This window comes from Aequorivita aurantiaca (assembly GCF_030410135.1).
Classification (GTDB): Bacteria; Bacteroidota; Bacteroidia; order Flavobacteriales; family Flavobacteriaceae; genus Aequorivita; species Aequorivita aurantiaca.
The window spans coordinates 73,283-93,610 of the sequence record NZ_JAUGQQ010000008.1; the positions used below are offsets into that span (position 1 = coordinate 73,283).

The window sequence follows — 20,328 nt, forward strand, 5'->3', positions numbered from 1 at the left end:
CCTAAGTTGAATGGTAGTTTTACTTCAAGTTTAACACTAAAACCACATATTATGAAAACACTATTCACATTTTTAGCGGTTGCATTGCTAGGTTTTCAGCTTAATGCACAAACCATAACTATTTCGGGAACGGTAAGCGACGACACCAGTTTACCACTGCCCGGCGCAAACGTTATAGTAAAAGGAACTTCAACAGGAACCCAAACCGATTTCGATGGAAATTACAGTATCAATGCTCAAATCGGACAAAAATTGGTATTCACTTATGTTGGTTTTGAAACCAAGGAAGTAAAAATTAAAAAGGCTGGGGAAATAAACATTACACTTCACCCTAGTTCAGCGTTGGAAGAGGTTATTGTTACAGGTTATTCTGAAAACAACGATGCTATTCGGAATGCAATGGGATATGGCATTAAAAGAAATCATACCTATAAATCCTCGAAAGAAGAAAGAAAGTTACAGGGCCAGGCCGCAGGACTGCAAATAAATCCATCCCTATATGGATCCAGGAGTAATAATAACTATGTTTCCGAAAATGAATCCTACGGCAAAATAGATGAAAACATATTCAAAAGTGTAAGCACAGCTCCGCTTTCCACGTTTTCAATTGATGTAGATAAAGCGGGTTACAGCAACCTTCGCCGCATGCTAAATAATGGACAGCAAGTACCGGAAGATGCGGTAAAGATTGAGGAAATGGTGAACTATTTCGCCTATAATTATCCGCAACCAACTGGAAAAGATCCGTTTTCCATCACCGCAGATATTGTAAATTCCCCTTGGAACCAGGACGCAAAATTGGTAAGGATTGGCTTGAAAGGAAAAGATATTTCCTTGAAAAATGTTCCTCCTTCAAACCTTGTTTTTCTGCTCGACGTTTCCGGTTCTATGGAATCTCCTAATAAATTACCATTGTTGAAATCTGCCTTGAATGTATTGGTTGATAGATTACGGGAAAATGATAAAGTTGCCATTGTAGTGTATGCAGGCGCAGCTGGGTTGGTTTTGCCTCCAACTTCGGGCTCGGAAAAGCAGAAAATCCGGGATGCTATTGACAATCTTAGCGCTGGTGGCTCAACTGCCGGTGGAGCTGGAATTGAATTGGCTTATAAAATTGCGGAAGAAAATTTCAGCAAAGGCGGAAACAATCGGGTAATTTTGGCTACCGATGGCGACTTCAACGTTGGCGCCTCCAGTGACCGTTCCATGGAAAATCTCATTGAGGAAAAACGCAAGACCGGAGTATTTCTTACTTGTCTAGGTTTCGGAATGGGAAATTACAAAGACAGCAAATTGGAAACGCTTGCAGATAAAGGCAACGGAAATCACGCCTATATCGATACTATGCAGGAAGCGCAAAAAGTTTTGGGAACTGAATTTTTCGGAACGCTTTATACCATTGCTAAAGATGTGAAAATTCAAGTGGAATTCAATCCCGCAAAAGTTCAGGCTTACAGATTGATTGGTTACGAAAATCGTTTGTTGAACGATGAGGATTTTAAGGACGACGCGAAAGATGCCGGCGAGTTGGGCAGTGGCCACACGGTTACCGCTTTGTATGAAATAATACCCGTGGGCGTAAAGAGCAAATATTTGAAGGATATCGATAATCTTAAATATACCAAACAAACGAATCAAAATTTTGCGGATGAAATGCTTACGGTAAAATTCCGCTACAAAGAACCGGATGGCGATGTTAGCAAACTGATTACGAAAACGGTGAAAGATGACAATAAATCAATAGAAAGCGCAAATGAAGATTTAAAATTTTCTGCAGCAGTGGCGCTTTTCGGAATGCAACTTCGCGATTCTGAATTTATAAATACCAAAAAGAAAGAGGATGTAATAAGTCTTGCCGAAGCGGGAAAAGGGAGCGACAAAGACGGTTACCGCGCTGAGTTTATCAGATTGGTGAAAAGCAGTAAATAAATTTTCAAACTATGTTTTTTGAGGTGGTTTGGTTTTTTTGAGAAGAAGGGCACGAGAGTGCCCTTTTTTAATTTATAATAAAATATTTACAAGCAATTGTACTAATTCTAAATTCCGTTCGAATTCCCATACTGATTGACAATTTTTGACAACTCAGAAATTGTGGCGGCCAAATAACTTTGATCTGTAAACAATTCAAATATGAGTTTATTATTTAAATGATGATATTGTTGAAATTTTCCATCAATTTCTACTTTTCCAGTTTTGCTGAAACTCATTTTAATAGTTAGGTTCTTTTCGTAGGTTTCAAAGACTGCGTCTCCTTCTAACTGCTTATGTGCTTTTTCAAATTGTCGAAAAAAATTATAAATATTTCCCGTTGAAAGATAAAAATCAGATTTTACTGAATATCCTCCCGCTTTCATTTGTATTATTCCCTTTGCATCATAACCACCCCAATGTGATGTTTCTTTTGGGAATCCAAAAACATCTGTAAGTTCAATACTTATAAAATCGTTATTATTACATCTTAGAGTGAACTGATTCATAAACTTTTTTTGATCTAAACTTGGATAACCCCCAAATTAAAGGGCTTTTCAATAGGAGCGTGGTTTGCAGCTTCAATTCCCATAGAAATCCATTTTCGAGTATCCAAAGGATCGATTACTGCGTCCGTCCAAATTCTTGAGGCCGCGTAATAAGGGGAAATCTGTTTATCGTATCGCGCCTTTATTTTGTTGTATAGTTCGGTTTCTTCTTCTTCGGAAATTTCCTTTCCCTGTTTTTTAAGGGAAGCGGTTTCAATTTGAAGTAACACTTTTGCAGCGCTATTTCCACTCATAACCGCAAGTTCGGCGCTGGGCCACGCAACAATCAATCTTGGATCATAAGCTTTTCCGCACATTGCATAGTTTCCGGCACCGTAACTGTTGCCAATCACAATCGTAAATTTTGGAACGACGCTGTTGCTAACGGCATTCACCATTTTTGCACCATCTTTTATTATTCCGCCGTGCTCGCTTTTGCTCCCGACCATAAATCCGGTTACATCCTGTAAAAAAACCAACGGAATTTTCTTTTGGTTGCAATTTGCGATGAAACGTGTGGCTTTATCGGCACTGTCACTATAAATCACACCGCCGAATTGCATTTCGCTCGGTTTTGTCTTTGATTTTGAAGTTTTTACCAAAGTTCGCTGGTTTGCAACAATCCCAACGGCCCAACCTTCAATTCTTGCATAGCCGGTTAAAATTGTTTGTCCGTAGCCTTCTTTGTATTCCTCAAAATCGCTATCGTCAACGAGGCGTTTTATAATTTCGCGCATATCGTATTGTTCGGCGCGCGATTTCGGAATTATTCCATAAATATCTTCCTGTTTTTCTTTCGGTTTTACGGCTTTTTCACGGTTGAAACCGGCTTTGTCAAAATCGCCAATTTTGGAAACTATGTTTTTTATTTTGTCCAATGCATCTCTGTCGTCCTTGGCTTTGTAATCCGTAACGCCGCTCACTTCGCAATGCGTTGTTGCGCCGCCCAACTCTTCATTCTCGATGCTTTCGCCGATTGCGGCTTTTACCAAATAACTTCCCGCAAGAAAAATGCTGCCAGTTTTGTCAACAATCAAGGCCTCATCGCTCATAATTGGAAGATAGGCGCCGCCGGCAACGCAACTGCCCATCACCGCGGCAATCTGAGTAATTCCCATGCTGCTCATTACGGCGTTGTTTCTAAAAATTCTTCCAAAGTGCTCCTTATCGGGAAAAATTTCATCCTGCATTGGCAGGTAAACGCCGGCGCTGTCAACCAAATAAATAATTGGCAATCGGTTTTCAATGGAAATTTCCTGCGCGCGAAGATTTTTTTTCGCAGTAATCGGGAACCAAGCACCCGCTTTTACGGTGGCATCGTTCGCAACGACGATGCATTGCTTTCCTTTTACGTATCCAATTTTCACAACTACGCCGCCACCGGGTGCGCCACCGTGCTCTTCGTACATTCCATCGCCGGCAAAAGCTCCAATTTCAATACTCGGTTTTTTTTCGTCCAATAAATATGCAATTCGCTCTCGTGCCGTTAGTTTTCCTTGCGAATGCTGTTTATCAATCCGTTTTTGTCCACCGCCAAGCTTCACCTTTGCGAGTCTATTTTTTAAATCTGAAACTAAAAGTTTATTGTGATCTTCGTTTTTGTTGAAGTTTAAATCCATTGAAAAAGTAGTTTGCGCTAAAATACAAAATGCGGTAAGTTTTTAGTTGAAAGTTTAAAGTTTAAAGTTGATTTATTTTTTCTCTTTAGTTCGTATTATGATTAAACTTTTAGCTACTTCCACTTCGCCATTTGCCAAAAAACTATGACATTTTGTTAACGAAAATCTATTATATAATGTCGATATTTGTTTTTGCACGTAACTTTGCAAACCGAAAAAGAAAACAAAAAAGAGAAATAGATTATGGGAATGAATAAAAATACTGTATTGGCCTGGGCCACTTTTATTATGATTGTTATGGGTGTAATTTTAATAGGTCTTGGCGCCTTTCGATATGATGATGTAGCCGGATGGGGATTTGCTTCCGTAGGAATAGGATTTTTTGCAAATGCCTGGGTTTTTAATGCCCTTAAAGGAAGGGTGTAATTTTCTCGACAAAGACTCAATAGCCAATACTAATATCAATTTTAATGTTACAGGAAAAACAAATACGGGAACAACTTGCCAGACATCTTGAGGGCGGCGAGGCCTTTATGCCCGTTACGGAAATCCTCAAAAAAATAAGCTTCGAAGATATCAACTTAAGGCCGGGGAATTTGCCTTATTCAATGTATGAATTGTTTTATCATATTGCCTATACACAAAAGGATATCGTAAAATTCACCTGTTCCGATGATTATACCGAGCCCAAATGGCCCGATTATTATTGGCCCAAAGATAAAATCTGTAAGCATGTGGAAGGATGGCAAACCTTAAAGGCCGAATATTTCACGGACCGCGAAAGATTGAAAGATTTCCTGCTGAATGAAGAAAATCAACTTATAACGCCCGTTAAAAATGGCAAAGATCAGCAAACATTACTGCGCGAAGTCACACTTATTATCGAGCACACGGCCTATCATTCTGGACAATTGCTCGTGCTTCTAAGATTGCTGAATCTGCATTAGGATTTCAGAAACAAATTCCGCATAAAAAGAATGAAACTAATCTATAATATATATTTAATGATTAACAATTAACCAAATGAGCGACGATAAAAAAGTAATTTTCTCAATGTCTGGGTTGACCAAAACCTACCAAAGTGCCCAGACGCCTGTACTTAAAAATATATACCTAAGCTTTTTCTACGGTGCCAAGATTGGTATTTTGGGTCTTAACGGAAGTGGTAAATCTACTTTGCTTCGCATAATTGCAGGCGAAGAAAAAAATTACCAAGGCGATGTAGTCTTTGCTCCGGGTTATACCGTTGGTTATCTTGAACAAGAGCCAAAACTGGACGAAACCAAAACCGTACTCGAAGTTGTAAAGGAAGGCGTACAGGAAGTGGTGGATATTTTGGACGAATACAACAAAATAAATGATATGTTCGGTTTGCCGGAAGTTTACGAAAACCCTGCAAAAATGGACGAACTGATGGACAAGCAGGCAAAACTACAAGATAAAATTGATGCCACAAACGCTTGGGAATTGGACACAAAACTAGAAATTGCAATGGACGCATTGCGCACTCCCGAACCAGATAAATTGATCGGGGTTCTTTCCGGAGGTGAAAGAAGAAGGGTTGCGCTTTGCAGATTATTGTTGAAAGAGCCGGACGTACTTTTGCTCGATGAGCCCACAAACCATTTGGATGCTGAAAGCGTACATTGGTTGGAGCACCATCTTTCCGAATATAAAGGAACGGTGATCGCCGTTACCCACGATAGATATTTCTTGGACAATGTTGCAGGTTGGATTTTGGAATTGGACCGCGGCGAAGGAATTCCTTGGAAAGGAAATTATTCCTCGTGGCTGGATCAAAAATCGAAACGTTTGGCACAAGAACAGAAAACAGCCGGCAAGCGCCAAAAAACGTTGGAACGCGAGCTTGAATGGGTTCGTCAAGGAGCCAAAGGCCGCCAAACCAAACAGAAGGCGCGTCTTCAGAATTACGATAAATTGTTGAGCCAAGATCAAAAGCAACTTGACGAAAAGCTGGAAATATACATCCCGAACGGGCCGCGTTTGGGCACGAATGTTATTGAAGCCAAAAATGTTGCAAAGGCGTTCGGCGATAAATTGCTTTACGAAGATTTAAATTTCAAACTTCCGCAAGCGGGAATTGTGGGAATTATTGGCCCAAATGGTGCCGGTAAAACCACTATTTTCAAAATGATTATGGGCGAGGAAACCCCGGACAAAGGTTCATTTGAAGTAGGTGAAACCGCAAAAATTGCCTATGTTGATCAAGCACATTCCAATATTAATCCCGATAAAACCATTTGGGAAAACTTCAGCGATAGCCAGGAATTGATAATGATGGGCGGTCGCCAAGTGAATTCCCGAGCATATTTGAGCCGATTTAATTTCAGTGGAAGTGAGCAAAATAAAAAGGTTTCGATGCTTTCCGGTGGCGAGCGAAACCGATTGCACTTGGCAATGACTTTAAAGGAAGAAGGAAACGTTCTTTTGCTGGATGAGCCCACGAATGATTTGGATGTAAACACGCTTCGTGCTCTGGAAGAAGGTTTGGAAAACTTCGCGGGTTGTGCCGTGGTTATCAGTCACGACCGGTGGTTTTTGGACAGAATCTGTACACACATACTTTCTTTTGAAGGAAACAGTGAAGTATATTATTTTGAGGGTGGTTTCAGCGAATATGAGGAAAATAAAAAGAAACGTTTGGGTGGCGATTTGACACCGAAACGAATTAAATATAAAAAACTTATTCGATAAATTATGTGGAAAAAAATCATATTAATTGTTGCGGTAATTACCCTCTCCTCCTGCGGGGCAAAGCGAAAGGGAGTGGAAGCTTCAAAGGAATCAAAGGAAGTGGTTTTGGGAAAGAGCGAAGCGGTTTCCTATAAAAGTCTGGGCAATGGCGTTGCTTCCATTTCACTGCAACTTTTTGAAAACAATACCTTTAAATTTGACTTTAATAGTATTCCCCAACCCGATACGAATGAGAAACCGGTAAAAATTTCTGAAAAAGGAACTTATACTTCCGATGGAAATTGGAAACTATTAAATTTTAAAAATCCCAAATTTTCATTGGCCGCAATATTCGATTCCAATTATGCCGGTGCTGCCGATTTTAGAGTGATCGATGAAAACAACGTTAAAATAAATACTTCAAAAAACGCATTGCCAATTTGGGGCGTGGTTTGTGAGAAGCAGTAATGATTTACACAAGGAAAAAAATCCCGATTCAATTATAGAATCGGGATTTTTTTATTGCTGGAATTATCATTTATCTATTACCAATTTCTTAGTAGCGGATTTATTCCCATTATTTATTTTCACCAAATAAACTCCCGCCGCAATACCATCGGTTTTTACTTTGATATTTTTATTTGCTCCGAAATTCCCTTTAAACAAATCCTTTATTTTTTTTCCAGAAATATCATAAAGCTGAACCGTTCCTTCCGAAGCAAGATTTTGCGAAATGGTAAATTCGGAAGTTGCAGGATTTGGATAAATTTTAATTGCATTTTCAGCAATTTCGTTTTCATTGGTACCCAAAATGTCGCTCACATCATAACTATGCATGGCCCTTCCGAAGGTTCCTGCATAAAGCGTTTTGGTGGGTTCGTGGAATTTTAAATCCATTACAACGGTTAGCGGTAGGTTGTTTCCAAGAATCGTCCAATTGGCGCCATCGTCTTTGGAATACCAAACATTTAAATCGGTTGCCACGAAAAGTATATTTTCCGCCGGATAAATAATGATATCGTTTACGGGAATATTCGGCAAATTTGAAGAGATATCTGTCCAGTTCTGTCCGCCGTCACTCGTTTTAAAAACGTGGGGCGTATAATCCAAATATTTAAAACCCGAAACCGCCACATAAGCCATTAAATCATTATCGGGAATCATCGCAATCGAAGTAATATATTGATCGGGAAGGCCCGCGCTTACATCAGTCCAAGTAGTTCCGCCATCAAAAGTTACGTTCACATTTCCGTCATCGCTTCCCGTATAAATTACATCGAGATTATTGTAGGATGAAGCGATTGCGGTAAGTGTTCCGAAAGCCAAAGAACCGCTGGGGTGAAGGCCATCGGTTAAATCAGGACTGATTACAGACCAGTTGGCGGCTTTGTTGGAAGTGTATAATCTATTGGTTCCGTAATAAAGAATTTCGTGATCAAAAGGTGAAATAATTACCGGGGTGTTCCAATTGTTTCGGTCGCTTCCGCTAATTCCATTCGTTGCATTACTGAAACTACTTCCGCCATTGGTGCTTCGACCTAAATTTCCGTATTGCGATTCCACATAAATATAATTGTTGTCCACCGGATCAACATTCACGTGAAAACCATCGCCACCCCAAATTGAATTCCAGTCGCTCGCACCGCCAGTAATGGTGCGAATAGTATTGTTATCCTGGGTGCCGCCATACAATCTTTCGGGTTGGGTTTTGTCCACTTCAATATTGTAAAACTGGGTAATGGGAAGGTTTACAAATTTTGTCCAACTACTACCGCCATTGTTTGAAATGTAAGCACCACCATCATTTCCGGCGAGCATAAAGTTGCTGTTGGTTCTCGAAAAATCTAGCGCATGGTGATCTACGTGCATTCCGGGTAAAATTTGCCACGAGGCGCCGCTGTTGGTCGACTTCGCAATATCGAAACCTATAATATACACTTCCGAAGAATTTGTTGGGTTCACACGAAGGTTTCCGAAATACCACCCAAAATTTGCATCAATTCCGCTCAAAGCGCCCGCAGGCGTTACCAATGTCCAATTGTTTCCATTATCGGTGGATTTATACATTCCATCAAATTCATTGGTGATTTCATTCGTCGTGAAACGTGCATACACTGTTGAAGGATCCGATTCTGAAACGGCAATTCCAATCCGGCCAGTTTGTCCGTTTGACGCGGGAAGTCCATTGGCTGCGCCCAATTGTGTCCAAGTCGTGCCACCATCCATAGAGCGATGTATTGCGGAAGTTACTCCTCCATAATCACGTTGCCAGGGTTTGCGGGTGCGCTCCCACATTGCTGCATAAATTATATTGGTGTTCGCAACATTCATTGCAACATCAATCGCTGAGGTGGAATCGGTCACGAATAAAACCTGTTCCCAATTTGCGCCACCGTTTGTGGTTCGGTAAATTCCCCTTTCGTTGTTTTTGCCGTACAATTGTCCGGTGGCTGCGGCAAAAACCCGATCTGGATTTGTGGGGTCAACCACAATTCGGCCAATGTGGTTGCTTTCCGGCAATCCGACGTTCGTCCAAGTATCTCCGGCATTATTACTTCTGTAAATGCCATCGCCAAAATAAGCGCCATCCGTAGCGCTACCGTTGGCTTCACCCGTTCCGGCGTAAATAATTTGAGAATTCGAGCGCGAAATTGCAATATCGCCAATGGAAGGTTTGGTTACTTCATCAAAAATGGGAACCCAGTTTACGCCCCGGTCATAACTTCTGAAAATTCCGCCCGTTGCTGTGGCAATATATAAGTGATCATCATTATCGGGCGAGATTGCCACATCTGTCACGCGGCCACCTGTATTCAAAGGCCCCACGAAGGTCCATTCCCCGGCCACTTCCGGAGATCGACTGGCAAGAATCTGTTTGCTTTGGGCAATGGCTTCTTTATAAGCCTCTTTGTTGATGTAATTATTGGGATAGGCGCGTTGGTTGTACATCCACTCTGCAGGATATTCCATTTTACCCGTTTCTTTTTTCTCTATTTTTTCTTCGGAAGCATTTTTGCAACTGAATAAAAGAATCACGGAAATGCCGAGAAATGCCAGTAGATTTAAGGGACGTTTGTATTTTTTCATCAATAAAAATTTAGGTTTTAATTAATTACGTTTTATTTTTTCGGATACCAATCCAATTGCGTGACCTTTATATTTTCGCTACCTGCCTCGACCAAGTTTTTGAATTTTTCAACATCGCTCATGCCTTCGGTGCCGCGGTAGTGATAGGGATAAACTGTTTTTGGTTTGAATGCCAGCACGGCTTCCGCAGCCTTTTCAACCGTCATTGTATATGGCAAATTCATACAAATGAAGGCGATGTCGATATTTTGAAGATTGCGCATTTCGGGAATATCCTCGGTGTCGCCGGAAATGTAAATGCGCTTGCCATTTCTTTCAAGTACATAGCCGTTTCCCCTTCCTTTTTCGTGAAATTTCAACGCTTCGGGACGAAGATTGTACATGGGCACCGCGCGGATTTCCATTTCGAAATCAGAAATTACATCCCCGTTATTGATAACATTTGTTTTGTTTTGTAGCGATGTCGGCAGTTTCTCGAATACCGCTTTGGGGGCAAACACCACCGTTTTATCCTTCGTTATAGCTTCCAAAGTGGGAATATCCATATGGTCGCCGTGAATATCGGTTACCAAAATCATATCCGCCTCCGAATATTTGTTATAAATTTCCTTGCCGCCTACCGGATCGACATAAATAATGGTGCCATCCCAATTCAGCACCATACTTGCGTGCTCCACCGGATTTATTGTGAAACCTTTTTCCTCGGCAGCTTCGCCACCATCAAGCGTTTTTACTGGCTCTTCCAAATCTGTTTGTGAAAATTTTTTTTCGGAAGTGTTTTTGCAACCAAAAAGGGCGATTGCTAAAATGAAGGTAAATGCTATTCTTTTCATCGGAAATTTTTTTTGAAGATACTAAGAAAGAATTGTTTAGCTATTTATTTTGCGGTTTTTTATGAAATGGCATCGCTCACCAAATAGGCTATTGCCTTTCCCACTTGATTCGGGAAAATTCCCGCTGTTGGCGAACCCTCACAAATGTGAAGATAACTTGCATTGGCATTTTTTGAAAAATGGGAAACGAATTTTCGGGCCTCGGTGAGGGAAAATCCACTGGGTGAAATGGCGCTGCTGCCCATCATTTCTATCGCGTCCAAATCCAATTCAATTCCGAAATTTTCATTGCAGCAAAAATCCTCCGCTTCTTTAATTGCATCGGAAAAAATCGTTTCCTGTGTTATCGAAATATCTTCAAAGAAGTTAAATTTTATCCTATCAGAATGGCGCGCCATTTCATTGAAAACTTCCTGCGAAGTATAATTTCCATGCAATCCGAAAATGAAATACTTATCCAAAAAACCATCCTCAAAAGCATACGAAAAACCGTTGCCGCTGTGCCGGTGCTCCAGCGCACGGAAGTCAGTGTGCGCATCAAAGTTGATGCAGTTTATGGGTTTTTGAAGTGCTTCGGAAGTACCTTTTATATTTCCAAAACTATTGTTATGGCCGCCGCCAATAATAATGGGAAATTTTCCGGCTTCAACAATCATTCTTATAACTTCGGAAACTTTATGGTCAATCTGCGAAACTAATTCGCCTAGTTCCTCAGCAAAATGAGTATCGGTTTTTGAAATTTCTTCGGCCTGTTTCATTTGTCTTTCGCAATCAATTTCGCCCAAAAGAATTACGTTTTCCGCATTGTTTAAATGGTTGTGTTGAATGTTTAAAAGACTTCCCAATGTGGCTTCCCAGGCTTTTGAAGTACCGGGATTTCCATAATTTGCCCGCACGCCAATATCTTCTGGAATGCCCAACAAAACATAGTTAGCGGATTGGGTTTTTAAATCTTCGAGGGTTGCAACAAATTTCACTTTTTCGCCAAATTTGGTTTCTCCCGCTCGTTTTTTGATGAGTGGCAAAACATCTTTTTCAGAATAGATTTTCAGAAAACTCATTTTATTTCCTGACCATTTAGAATTACACAATCAATTAAATTACTGCCAAACGCATAAGGCAAATATCCGTAGGATGGAATTTTTTTAGTCACAATAAGATTGGCGATTTTTCCTTTGGTAATGCTGCCATGTGTTTCGCTCAAACCCATTGCATAGGCTCCGTTTATAGTTGCAGCGTTAATGGCTTCCTCCGGTGTAAGCCGCATTTTTATACAAGCAGTGGCAACCACAAAATTCATATTTCCGCTGGGCGTGGAACCCGGGTTATAGTCCGTTGCAAGCGCCAATGGCAGGCCAGCGTCAATAATTTTTCTACCCGGCGTGTAGGGAATGCTCAAAAAATAAGAACAGGAGGGAAGTGCAACCGGCATAGTTTCAGTATTTTTCAACGCTTCCAAATCTTCATCGGTCAAAACCTCTAAATGGTCCACGCTCAAAGCCTTGTGTTTCACGGCTGTGGCTATACCACCAATGCTGTTGAATTGGTTGACGTGTACTTTTGGTATGAGCTTGTATTTTTTTCCTTCGGAAAGAATCCGGTCCATATCGCTCACGGAAAAATAACCTTCCTCACAAAATACATCCATATAATCGGCGAGTTTTTGTTCGGAAATTTTTGGCAGCATTTCATTGCATATCAAATCCACATAACCTTCTTTATTATTTTTAAATTCCGGGGGTACGGCGTGCGCGCCCAAAAAAGTTGTTTTTATGGTAATGGGATATTTTGAAGCCAATTTTTTCGCCACCCGAAGCATTTTCAATTCGGCTTCGGTGGTCAAGCCATATCCGCTTTTTATTTCAAGGGCGCCGGTGCCGAGACGCATTACTTCTTTTAGTCTTTTTGCCGATTGCTCAAATAAATCCTTCTCGGAAGTTTCCTGCAATTTTTTGGCGCTGTTCACAATTCCGCCTCCGTTTTCGGCTATTTCTTGGTAAGACAAACCATTGATTCGGTCTACAAATTCCTGTTCCCGATTGCCTGCGTAAACAAGATGACTGTGACTGTCGCACCACGCCGGCAACACGGTTTTTCCGCTACAATTCAATGTTTTGAAACCTTTATATGGGCCAATATTGTCCATCGTTCCGAAATCCTTAATCACTCCTTTATGTATAAAAACCCACGCATTCTTTAAAATTGGGAGTTCTTTCATTTGAGCGCCACAGAGTTTGGTTGGAGCAATTTCGCGCACTTGTAGCAATTCTTTTATATTCGTTAGCAGCAGTTTCATGGAAAAAATATTAAAGCAGTTTTTTTGATAAAGATAGGAAAACAATATTCCAATACTGAAATCCGGAATCCCAAACTCTGTATTCCAAATTATGACTATTTTTTTTCTAATTCGATTTTTATAATTTGATTTTTAGAAATTTATTCAGCATTTCTTCTTCGTAATTTATACTTTAGTCCATCTATAAATTATTCTTATGAAATCACGAAAATTAGGGATTAATACTATCTGTACACACGTTGGCGAAATTGAGGACAAGCAGTTTAAGGGTGCCATTTCGCCCTTATATATGTCTACAAGTTATGCCTATGAAAATGTGGAAGTGAAGCGGTATCCGCGCTATTTCAACACTCCAAACCAGGAAGCACTTTGCAAAAAAATTGCGATGCTTGAAAAATGTGAAGCCGCGCTCATTTTCGGAAGCGGAATGGCGGCCATAAGTACTGCAATGCTTGCGTTTTTACACAAAGGCGATCACGTGGTGCTCCAGCAGACATTGTACGGCGGAACGTATAATTTTGTGGTGGAGGAATTTCATAAATACGGGATTGAATATTCCTTTGCGGAAGGTTTTTCCGAAGCGGATTTTTCTGAAAAAATCCAAGAAAATACAAAGGTAATTTTTGTTGAAACGCCATCCAATCCACTAATGCGCATCACCGATTTGGAAATGGTTTCGCGCCTTGCCAAAAGTCGTGGCATTATTACCATGATTGATAATACTTTCGCTTCCCCAGTGAACCAAACTCCGGCCGATTTCGGCATTGATATTATGATTCACAGCGCCACAAAATATATGGGCGGGCATAGTGATATTTTGGCGGGGGCAGTGGCGGCGAGCAACGAGCACATTGATAAAATTTGGAATCTCGCAAAAAACCTCGGCGGAAGCCTTAGTGATTTCACCGTTTGGCTTTTGGAAAGGAGCATGAAAACTATGGTGCTTCGCGTGAAAGCACAGAGTAAAAATGCTAAAAAAATTGCGAAGTGGCTGGATAAACATCCATTTGTGGCAAAGGTTTATTATCCGGGCCTGAAAACCCATCCAGATTACGCGCTCGCAAAAAAACAGATGCACGGTTCCACGGGAATGCTTTCTTTTGAAATCAATCAATCGCTGGATGTAGATGAATTTCTGAAATCATTAAACTTAATAAAACCGTCCATGAGTTTGGCTGGGGTGGAATCTACTATCCTTTCACCGGCAAAAACATCGCACGCATTGTTGCCGGCTGAGGAAAGAAAACGCCAAAACATTAATGATGGATTGTTGCGATTCTCGGTGGGAATAGAAGAAACTGAGGATTTAATTGCCGATATGAAAGGGGCTTTTCAAAAAATTTCGAAGAAAGATTTAGTTTAATTTAAAAAGAACCCGCCCGCGCGGGCAAGCATATGAAAATAGATATATTGGCCATCGGCGCTCACCCCGATGATGTGGAATTGGGTTGTGGTGCAACTTTGGCGAAGGAAATACACAACGGAAAAAAGGTAGGCATTCTCGATTTAACACGTGGCGAACTTGGCACCCGCGGTACCGCTGAAATTAGGGACGAAGAAGCTAGTAATGCGGCGAAAATCCTAGGCGTTCAGTTTAGGCATAATCTTGAATTTTCGGATGGATTTTTGGTGAACAATGCAGCTTCCCAATTGGAAATAATTAAAATTATTAGAAAATATCAGCCGGAAATTGTGCTTTGCAATGCCATTGACGATAGGCATATTGATCACGCAAAAGCCAGTACATTGGCAAGCGATGCGTGTTTTTTAAGTGGCCTCCGAAAAATTGAAACTATTTTGGACGGCAATTCCCAAAGGGCTTGGCGACCCAAACATGTGTACCATTACATACAATGGAAAAATATAGAACCTGATTTTGTGGTGGACGTATCGGGATTTTTGGAGCGAAAGCTGGAGTGTGTTTTTGCCTATAAAAGTCAATTTCATAAAAAGGAAGCGGATGAACCAGAAACGCCTATCTCTTCCACAAATTTTAGGGATAGCATCACCTATCGGGCTCAGGATATGGGGCGGCTTATTGGAACTGAATATGGAGAAGGTTTCACGGCAGAGCGGTATCCCGCGGTGGATTCTATTTTTGATTTAATTTGATTTTCTTTATAAAGAGTATTGCGCAACCGTTAGAATTAATTTATATTTGCGTCCGCTTAACAAGGTTGTGATTTGATTCACAATAAATGGTGGTTGTAGCTCAGTTGGTTAGAGCGCTTGATTGTGGTTCAAGAGGTCGCCGGTTCGAACCCGGTCTTCCACCCAAAACAAAAAGCTTCCCAAAAAAAGGGGAGCTTTTTTTATTGATGGGTAGACTTAACTAAGAAAGTAGAAAAAAATCCACCTAAAAATGGAGGATTTAAATTAATTGTAACCGGATTATTCTTAGTCCTGAATTACTTTATCTGCGGTTATTCTTTGCTCCCGATTTGCGACTTCCCAAGCGGTATGAAAAATTAGCTTTGCCCGTTTTGCCATTAATTCATATTCGATTTTATCGGGAGTATCGGTTATTTTGTGGTAGTCTTCGTGTACCCCATTAAAATAAAAGATAATGGGAACATTATTTTTTGCGAAATTATAATGGTCGCTTCGGTAGTAAAATCGGTTTGGATCGTTGGGATCATCATACTTGTAGTCCAATTCCAGTTTTGTATATTTTTCATTTACCTCGGTTGAAACATCCTGCAATTCCTGGCTTAATTTGTTGCTTCCAATTAAATATAGATATTCCGGATTTTCTTTTTTGTCCGGATCTATTCTGCCGATCATATCAATATTCAGGTTGCAAACCGTATTCTCGAGTGGGAAAATAGGATTTTCCACATAATATCTGGAGCCGAAAAGACCAATTTCCTCAGCTGTGGCGTGCAAGAATAAAATAGAGCGTTTTGGCCCATTGCCATCCTTCACTGCTTTTTGAAAAGCCTGAGCCATTTCCAACATTGCGACCGTTCCGCTTCCGTCGTCATCGGCGCCATTGAAAACATTTCCATTGGCGTCAATTCCCACGTGATCCAAATGTGAGGAAATCACTATAATTTCATCAGGTTTTTCAGAGCCTTTAATGAAGGCGACAACATTTTCTGTAGCCTTTGGATCCTTTTTTCCTTCGAAATAGCTTGCTGGAATGTTTTGGTAATAGTTGTTCTTTTCAATGGGTGATGCTATGCCTTCATCCATATAAAAATTTCGAAGATATTCTGCTGCCATTTTTTGGCCTTTCGTGCCGGTCATTCTGCCTTCCATAGCATCACCGGCATAAATGTAAAGATGTTTTTTTAGGTCCTGTGCGGTAATTGTATTGGCGTAATCGCTATTGGTCTTTTTCGGACCATTCGAGCTTTGTGTGGCGTTACAAGAAAAAATTAAGGATGCAAATGCCGCAATAAAAAGAAATTTCATATTAAAAAGTAGCTATAATTATTCAAATGAAAGGAGCTCATAATCATTGGGATCGGACCCGTCCTCATCAATTTTTTTGTAGTTCAGGATATATGTTTTAATATTTTCATTTCCTTCGCGATCTTCTGATTTTACCGTTACTTTCACTATATAAATTACTTCCAATGTTGATTCCGGGGTTTCAGCTTCGGACATTTCAATATCTTCATCAACAAACTTGGTTCCTTCAGGAAGTTGTAGTTTTTCAATCACGTCCTTCTTGGCAAGTTCACGAACAACGTTGTCATGTTTTTTGTCCGATGAACAGGCTACAATCAATAGGGTTAGAAAAATGAATGCAATTTTCTTCATAACAGTTTTTTTAGAAATTTATAGGTTATCGGGTAAAGATATAATAAGTTGGAAACCTTACTGCAAAAGTTATGTGAAAATCCTTTTTTGAATATTTCAATTAAGTTATTCGGACTTACAATGCTTATATTTGCTGAAAACAATTAACCATGAAAGTAGAGCAAATTTATACCGGATGCCTATCCCAAGGGGCTTATTATATAGAAAGTAACGGCGAGGCAGCAATTATTGATCCTTTAAGGGAAACAAAACCTTACTTGGAAAGAGCAAAAAACGACAATGCAAAAATTAAATATATTTTTGAAACACACTTTCACGCCGATTTTGTGAGTGGACATTTAACTTTGGCACAACAGACGGGTGCTTCAATAATATTTGGGCCGCATGCAAATCCCTCTTTTGATGCTGTTTTGGCAACCGATAACGAAGTGTATAAATTGGGCGATGTAACCATAACCGCCATCCACACGCCGGGACATACCATGGAAAGTACTACCTATCTGCTAAAGGACGAAAATGGAAAGGATTATGCCATTTTCAGCGGTGATACGCTATTTTTAGGTGATGTGGGTCGACCCGATCTCGCCCAAAAATCCAATGAAATGACCCAAGAGGATTTGGCAGGAATTTTATTTGACAGTCTTCGCAACAAAATTATGCCCTTGGCAGATGATGTAATAGTATATCCGGCCCATGGGGCGGGCTCGGCTTGCGGAAAGAATATGATGAAGGAAACTGTGGATACCTTGGGAAATCAAAAAAAGATGAATTACGCCCTGCGTGCCGATATGACCCGCGACGAATTTATAAAAGAAGTGACCGATGGGTTAACACCCCCACCACTATATTTCCCGATGAATGTGAAAATGAACCGGGAAGGCTATACGGCTTTTGACGAAGTGATTGCACAGGGAACAACCCCACTTGATCCCAACGCCTTTGAACAGATTGCCAATGAATCAGGCGCTATAGTATTGGACGTGCGTAACCAAATTGAATTTATTGACGGGCACATTCCGCGTTCCATATTTATTGGGCTTGACGGCGGATTTGCGCCGTGGGTTGGCGCCTTGTTGGCCGATGTGGAACAAAAGATTTTGTTGGTTGTTTCCCCAGGCAGGGAAGAAGAAGCCGTTACAAGACTTTCAAGGGTTGGCTTTGATAGAACTTTGGGCTACCTAAGTGGAGGAATAGATGCGTGGAAGGAAGCTGGAAAAGAAGTGGACACGCTGGAATCTGTGGATGCCGAAACGTTAAAACAGCAGCGGGAAAACAATGTGCCAATATTTGATGTGCGAAATGATGGAGAGTTTGCGACCGGCCATATTCCAGAAGCGGTTCATGCTCCCCTTGGTTTTCTCAATAACCATCTCACGGATTTTCCGAAGAATGAAAAATTTTATCTGCATTGCGCCGGCGGTTACCGTTCGGTGATAGCCGCATCCATTCTTAAGAGCCGCGGAATACATAATGTAGTGGACGTTGCGGGAGGATTCGCTGCAATTAAAAATAGTGGCATTCCAGTGCAAAGCTAAATTTTTTACACTTAATACTTTTTTATATGCCATCGCATTGGGGTATCTTTGGCCATCAAATTTTGTGGAAAATTTATAAATTTTCCTCTCATAATGCGTAATACTTAAATAAACGAATAAAACGAATTTGGCATTCTATCCGATTGCTGATTTTATATTTCTATTAAACAATTAACTAACAACTATGAGAAAAATTACTTTAACGATTTTATTATTTCTAGCAGTTTTGTCATTACAGGCACAAACTGTTTTTATTAATGAGTTGCATTATGACAATGCCGGCAGCGATGTCAACGAAGGTTTTGAAATTGCCGGCCCAGCGGGCACTGATTTAACAGGGTGGACCGTTGAGTTTTATAATGGGTCGAACGGTTCAGATTATGGAACCATTAATCTTTCGGGAATTCTTCCTGATGAAGGATCTGGATTCGGAGCTATTTATTTTTTGGCTTCCGGCATGCAAAATGGGGCGCCCGACGGTTTAGCATTAATAGATGCTACGAATATCGTAGTACAATTTTTAAGTTATGAAGGCTCCTTTGTTGCAACTTCAGGAACCGCAAATGGCATGACATCAATAGATATTGGTGTGTCTGAACCCAGTTCTAGTCCAATTGGTGAATCTTTGCAGCTAATTGGCACCGGCAGCGAATATGCCGATTTTAGTTGGACTGGCCCAACTACCTCTTCTATTGGACTCATTAATTCCGGTCAAACCTTTGTGGGTTCTGGTTCGGGCGCTAGTCCAACAATTATTTGTCCAGCGGACATTATAGTGAACAATGCCACTGGAACTTGCAGCGCAGCGGTAAGCTTTACAGGTTTTGCAATAGATCCTGAGGACGGAAATATCTCTTCATCCATTGTTGCAACACCCGAAAGCGGCAGTATTTTCAATGTGGGAGTAAGAACCGTAGTTTTGTCCGTGACCGATAGTGATGGAAATACGGTTACATGTGATTTTACAGTTACAGTGCTTGATACTGAGGCGCCAACAGCTGTATGTCAAGATGTTACTTTGGAATTGGATCCTATTACAGGTACGGTTACGCTTACTCCCGCAGAAATTGATAACGGCTCCTCAGATCTTTGTGGCCCAGTAACTCTAACTCTTGATATTTCAACCTTTGACTGTTCCATGATTGGTGCTAATAATGTGGTTCTTACAGCTACTGATAGTGCTGGAAATTCAACAAGCTGCTCGGCTATAGTAACTGTTCAGGATACTACTGCACCTATTATTTCTTGCCTGGGTGAGGCTTCTGGGCCATCCGTCTTCATCAATGAAATTCATTATGACAATGCTGGTACCGATGAAGGTGAAGCAATAGAAATCGCGGGTCCATCGGGAACAGACTTAAATTCTTATTCGATTGTTCTATATAATGGAAATAATGGTACCGAATACAATACGGTAAACTTAAGCGGAATTATTGATGATGAAGGCAACGGTTTTGGAGCTGTAAATTTTGAAATTGAAGGTATTCAAAACGGCGCTCCAGACGGTATTGCATTAGTGAATAATGGAAATGTAATTCAATTTTTAAGTTACGAAGGAAGCTTCACCGCTGTGGATGGTGTTGCGGCAGGCATGACTTCAACTGATATCGGGGTTTCTGAAGAAAGTAATTCCCCCGTTGGTGAATCCTTACAATTAAGTGGAACAGGAACTTACTATGCAGATTTTGTATGGAATGCACCAACTGCGGCTACTCCTGGAACACTTAACGCTGGGCAAACTTACGTGGCGCCAACTTCTTCGTCGGTGGATGTTGTCCTTGATGAAAACGGATTGGCAAGTATAGATCCAAACACGCTATTGCAGAGCGTGGATGAAGTTTGCGGATATATTATTACAGTAAATGGCAGTACGACTGCAGATTTTACGTGTGCAGACATAGGTGAAAATATTGTAGAAGTTACTGTTACGGATGACAGCGGTAATGTTTCTACATGTTTCGCTACCGTAAACGTTATTGA

Annotated in this window: 17 protein-coding genes and 1 tRNA gene; 10 read left to right on the top strand and 8 right to left on the bottom strand. The window is 40.7% G+C overall.

What is annotated here, in order from left to right; all coding sequences use genetic code 11:
* The first annotated feature begins 51 nt into the window (after positions 1 to 51).
* Positions 52 to 1,929, top strand: a complete 1,878-nt coding sequence (locus tag QRD02_RS11770; RefSeq protein WP_290255153.1) for a vWA domain-containing protein — start codon at positions 52 to 54, stop codon at positions 1,927 to 1,929.
* A gap of 107 nt (positions 1,930 to 2,036) precedes the next feature.
* Here the strand turns inward: QRD02_RS11770 and QRD02_RS11775 are convergent, their stop codons facing one another.
* A complete protein-coding gene (locus QRD02_RS11775) occupies positions 2,037 to 2,477 on the bottom strand; it encodes a WapI family immunity protein (RefSeq protein ID WP_290255154.1) in 441 nt (146 codons plus the stop codon).
* 14 nt (positions 2,478 to 2,491) lie between these two features.
* The gene (locus QRD02_RS11780) at positions 2,492 to 4,135 is read right to left on the bottom strand and encodes an acyl-CoA carboxylase subunit beta (protein ID WP_290255155.1); all 1,644 of its coding nucleotides are present in this window, start codon (positions 4,133 to 4,135) and stop codon (positions 2,492 to 2,494) included.
* A gap of 243 nt (positions 4,136 to 4,378) precedes the next feature.
* On the opposite strand from QRD02_RS11780, the gene QRD02_RS11785 reads away from it, so the two are divergent.
* The 4 genes from QRD02_RS11785 to QRD02_RS11800 all read left to right on the top strand — a co-directional run bounded on the left by QRD02_RS11785 (position 4,379) and on the right by QRD02_RS11800 (position 7,297).
* Positions 4,379 to 4,561 carry a CAL67264 family membrane protein gene (locus tag QRD02_RS11785; RefSeq protein ID WP_290255156.1) on the top strand — a complete coding sequence of 61 codons (183 nt, stop codon included), beginning with the start codon at positions 4,379 to 4,381 and terminating at the stop codon, positions 4,559 to 4,561.
* Positions 4,562 to 4,605: 44 nt separating this feature from the next.
* On the top strand, positions 4,606 to 5,082 hold the full coding sequence (locus QRD02_RS11790; protein WP_290255157.1) for a DinB family protein: 477 nt from the start codon (positions 4,606 to 4,608) through the stop codon (positions 5,080 to 5,082).
* A gap of 76 nt (positions 5,083 to 5,158) precedes the next feature.
* Entirely contained in the window at positions 5,159 to 6,850 is a 1,692-nt protein-coding gene (ettA, locus tag QRD02_RS11795; protein WP_290255158.1) for an energy-dependent translational throttle protein EttA, read from the top strand.
* Positions 6,851 to 6,853: 3 nt separating this feature from the next.
* Complete coding sequence (locus tag QRD02_RS11800; RefSeq protein WP_290255159.1) at positions 6,854 to 7,297, top strand: hypothetical protein; 444 nt, start codon at positions 6,854 to 6,856, stop codon at positions 7,295 to 7,297.
* A 66-nt stretch (positions 7,298 to 7,363) separates the two neighbouring features.
* Here QRD02_RS11800 and QRD02_RS11805 read toward each other — a convergent pair whose 3' ends face one another.
* From QRD02_RS11805 to hutI, 4 genes are read right to left on the bottom strand one after another with little or no spacing between them, the layout of a single operon-like run.
* Positions 7,364 to 9,916 (bottom strand): T9SS type A sorting domain-containing protein, encoded by a 2,553-nt coding sequence (locus tag QRD02_RS11805; protein WP_290255160.1) that lies wholly within the window; start codon positions 9,914 to 9,916, stop codon positions 7,364 to 7,366.
* Between the two features lie 32 nt (positions 9,917 to 9,948).
* Positions 9,949 to 10,749, bottom strand: coding sequence for an MBL fold metallo-hydrolase (locus QRD02_RS11810; RefSeq protein ID WP_290255161.1), 801 nt, complete (start codon positions 10,747 to 10,749; stop codon positions 9,949 to 9,951).
* A gap of 59 nt (positions 10,750 to 10,808) precedes the next feature.
* The gene (locus QRD02_RS11815; RefSeq protein ID WP_290255162.1) at positions 10,809 to 11,810 is read right to left on the bottom strand and encodes a formimidoylglutamase; all 1,002 of its coding nucleotides are present in this window, start codon (positions 11,808 to 11,810) and stop codon (positions 10,809 to 10,811) included.
* Positions 11,807 to 13,045: an imidazolonepropionase gene (hutI, locus tag QRD02_RS11820; RefSeq protein WP_290255163.1), complete on the bottom strand. Its 1,239-nt coding sequence runs from the start codon at positions 13,043 to 13,045 to the stop codon at positions 11,807 to 11,809. Before hutI ends, QRD02_RS11815 begins: the two co-directional genes overlap by 4 nt.
* A 196-nt stretch (positions 13,046 to 13,241) precedes the next feature.
* On the opposite strand from hutI, the gene QRD02_RS11825 reads away from it, so the two are divergent.
* From QRD02_RS11825 to QRD02_RS11835, 3 genes are all read left to right on the top strand, one after another.
* On the top strand, positions 13,242 to 14,408 hold the full coding sequence (locus QRD02_RS11825; RefSeq protein WP_290255164.1) for a trans-sulfuration enzyme family protein: 1,167 nt from the start codon (positions 13,242 to 13,244) through the stop codon (positions 14,406 to 14,408).
* A 32-nt stretch (positions 14,409 to 14,440) separates the two neighbouring features.
* On the top strand, positions 14,441 to 15,157 hold the full coding sequence (gene bshB1, locus QRD02_RS11830) for a bacillithiol biosynthesis deacetylase BshB1 (protein WP_290255165.1): 717 nt from the start codon (positions 14,441 to 14,443) through the stop codon (positions 15,155 to 15,157).
* A gap of 88 nt (positions 15,158 to 15,245) precedes the next feature.
* A tRNA-His gene (locus QRD02_RS11835) sits at positions 15,246 to 15,321 on the top strand.
* A gap of 121 nt (positions 15,322 to 15,442) precedes the next feature.
* On the opposite strand, the gene QRD02_RS11840 is transcribed toward QRD02_RS11835, so the two are convergent.
* Positions 15,443 to 16,462: a M28 family metallopeptidase gene (locus QRD02_RS11840; protein WP_290255166.1), complete on the bottom strand. Its 1,020-nt coding sequence runs from the start codon at positions 16,460 to 16,462 to the stop codon at positions 15,443 to 15,445.
* Positions 16,463 to 16,480: 18 nt separating this feature from the next.
* Positions 16,481 to 16,813, bottom strand: coding sequence for a hypothetical protein (locus QRD02_RS11845; RefSeq protein ID WP_290255167.1), 333 nt, complete (start codon positions 16,811 to 16,813; stop codon positions 16,481 to 16,483).
* 149 nt (positions 16,814 to 16,962) lie between these two features.
* Here QRD02_RS11845 and QRD02_RS11850 point away from each other — a divergent pair, with 149 nt between their 5' ends.
* Together QRD02_RS11850 and QRD02_RS11855 are read left to right on the top strand one after the other, a co-directional pair.
* Positions 16,963 to 18,348, top strand: coding sequence for an MBL fold metallo-hydrolase (locus QRD02_RS11850; protein ID WP_290255168.1), 1,386 nt, complete (start codon positions 16,963 to 16,965; stop codon positions 18,346 to 18,348).
* 184 nt (positions 18,349 to 18,532) lie between these two features.
* On the top strand, positions 18,533 to 20,328 hold a 1,796-nt coding region (locus QRD02_RS11855), incomplete at its 3' end, for an HYR domain-containing protein (protein WP_290255169.1).

Excerpts from the sequence above, each read along its gene's own strand:
- QRD02_RS11770 (WP_290255153.1), top strand. The coding sequence starts at position 52 with ATGAAAACACTATTCACATTTTTAGCGGTTGCATTGCTAGGTTTTCAG.
- QRD02_RS11775 (WP_290255154.1), bottom strand. The coding sequence starts at position 2,477 with ATGAATCAGTTCACTCTAAGATGTAATAATAACGATTTTATAAGTATT.
- QRD02_RS11780 (WP_290255155.1), bottom strand. The coding sequence starts at position 4,135 with ATGGATTTAAACTTCAACAAAAACGAAGATCACAATAAACTTTTAGTT.
- QRD02_RS11785 (WP_290255156.1), top strand. The coding sequence starts at position 4,379 with ATGGGAATGAATAAAAATACTGTATTGGCCTGGGCCACTTTTATTATG.
- QRD02_RS11790 (WP_290255157.1), top strand. The coding sequence starts at position 4,606 with ATGTTACAGGAAAAACAAATACGGGAACAACTTGCCAGACATCTTGAG.
- ettA (WP_290255158.1), top strand. The coding sequence starts at position 5,159 with ATGAGCGACGATAAAAAAGTAATTTTCTCAATGTCTGGGTTGACCAAA.
- QRD02_RS11800 (WP_290255159.1), top strand. The coding sequence starts at position 6,854 with ATGTGGAAAAAAATCATATTAATTGTTGCGGTAATTACCCTCTCCTCC.
- QRD02_RS11805 (WP_290255160.1), bottom strand. The coding sequence starts at position 9,916 with ATGAAAAAATACAAACGTCCCTTAAATCTACTGGCATTTCTCGGCATT.
- QRD02_RS11810 (WP_290255161.1), bottom strand. The coding sequence starts at position 10,749 with ATGAAAAGAATAGCATTTACCTTCATTTTAGCAATCGCCCTTTTTGGT.
- QRD02_RS11815 (WP_290255162.1), bottom strand. The coding sequence starts at position 11,810 with ATGAGTTTTCTGAAAATCTATTCTGAAAAAGATGTTTTGCCACTCATC.
- hutI (WP_290255163.1), bottom strand. The coding sequence starts at position 13,045 with ATGAAACTGCTGCTAACGAATATAAAAGAATTGCTACAAGTGCGCGAA.
- QRD02_RS11825 (WP_290255164.1), top strand. The coding sequence starts at position 13,242 with ATGAAATCACGAAAATTAGGGATTAATACTATCTGTACACACGTTGGC.
- bshB1 (WP_290255165.1), top strand. The coding sequence starts at position 14,441 with ATGAAAATAGATATATTGGCCATCGGCGCTCACCCCGATGATGTGGAA.
- QRD02_RS11840 (WP_290255166.1), bottom strand. The coding sequence starts at position 16,462 with ATGAAATTTCTTTTTATTGCGGCATTTGCATCCTTAATTTTTTCTTGT.
- QRD02_RS11845 (WP_290255167.1), bottom strand. The coding sequence starts at position 16,813 with ATGAAGAAAATTGCATTCATTTTTCTAACCCTATTGATTGTAGCCTGT.
- QRD02_RS11850 (WP_290255168.1), top strand. The coding sequence starts at position 16,963 with ATGAAAGTAGAGCAAATTTATACCGGATGCCTATCCCAAGGGGCTTAT.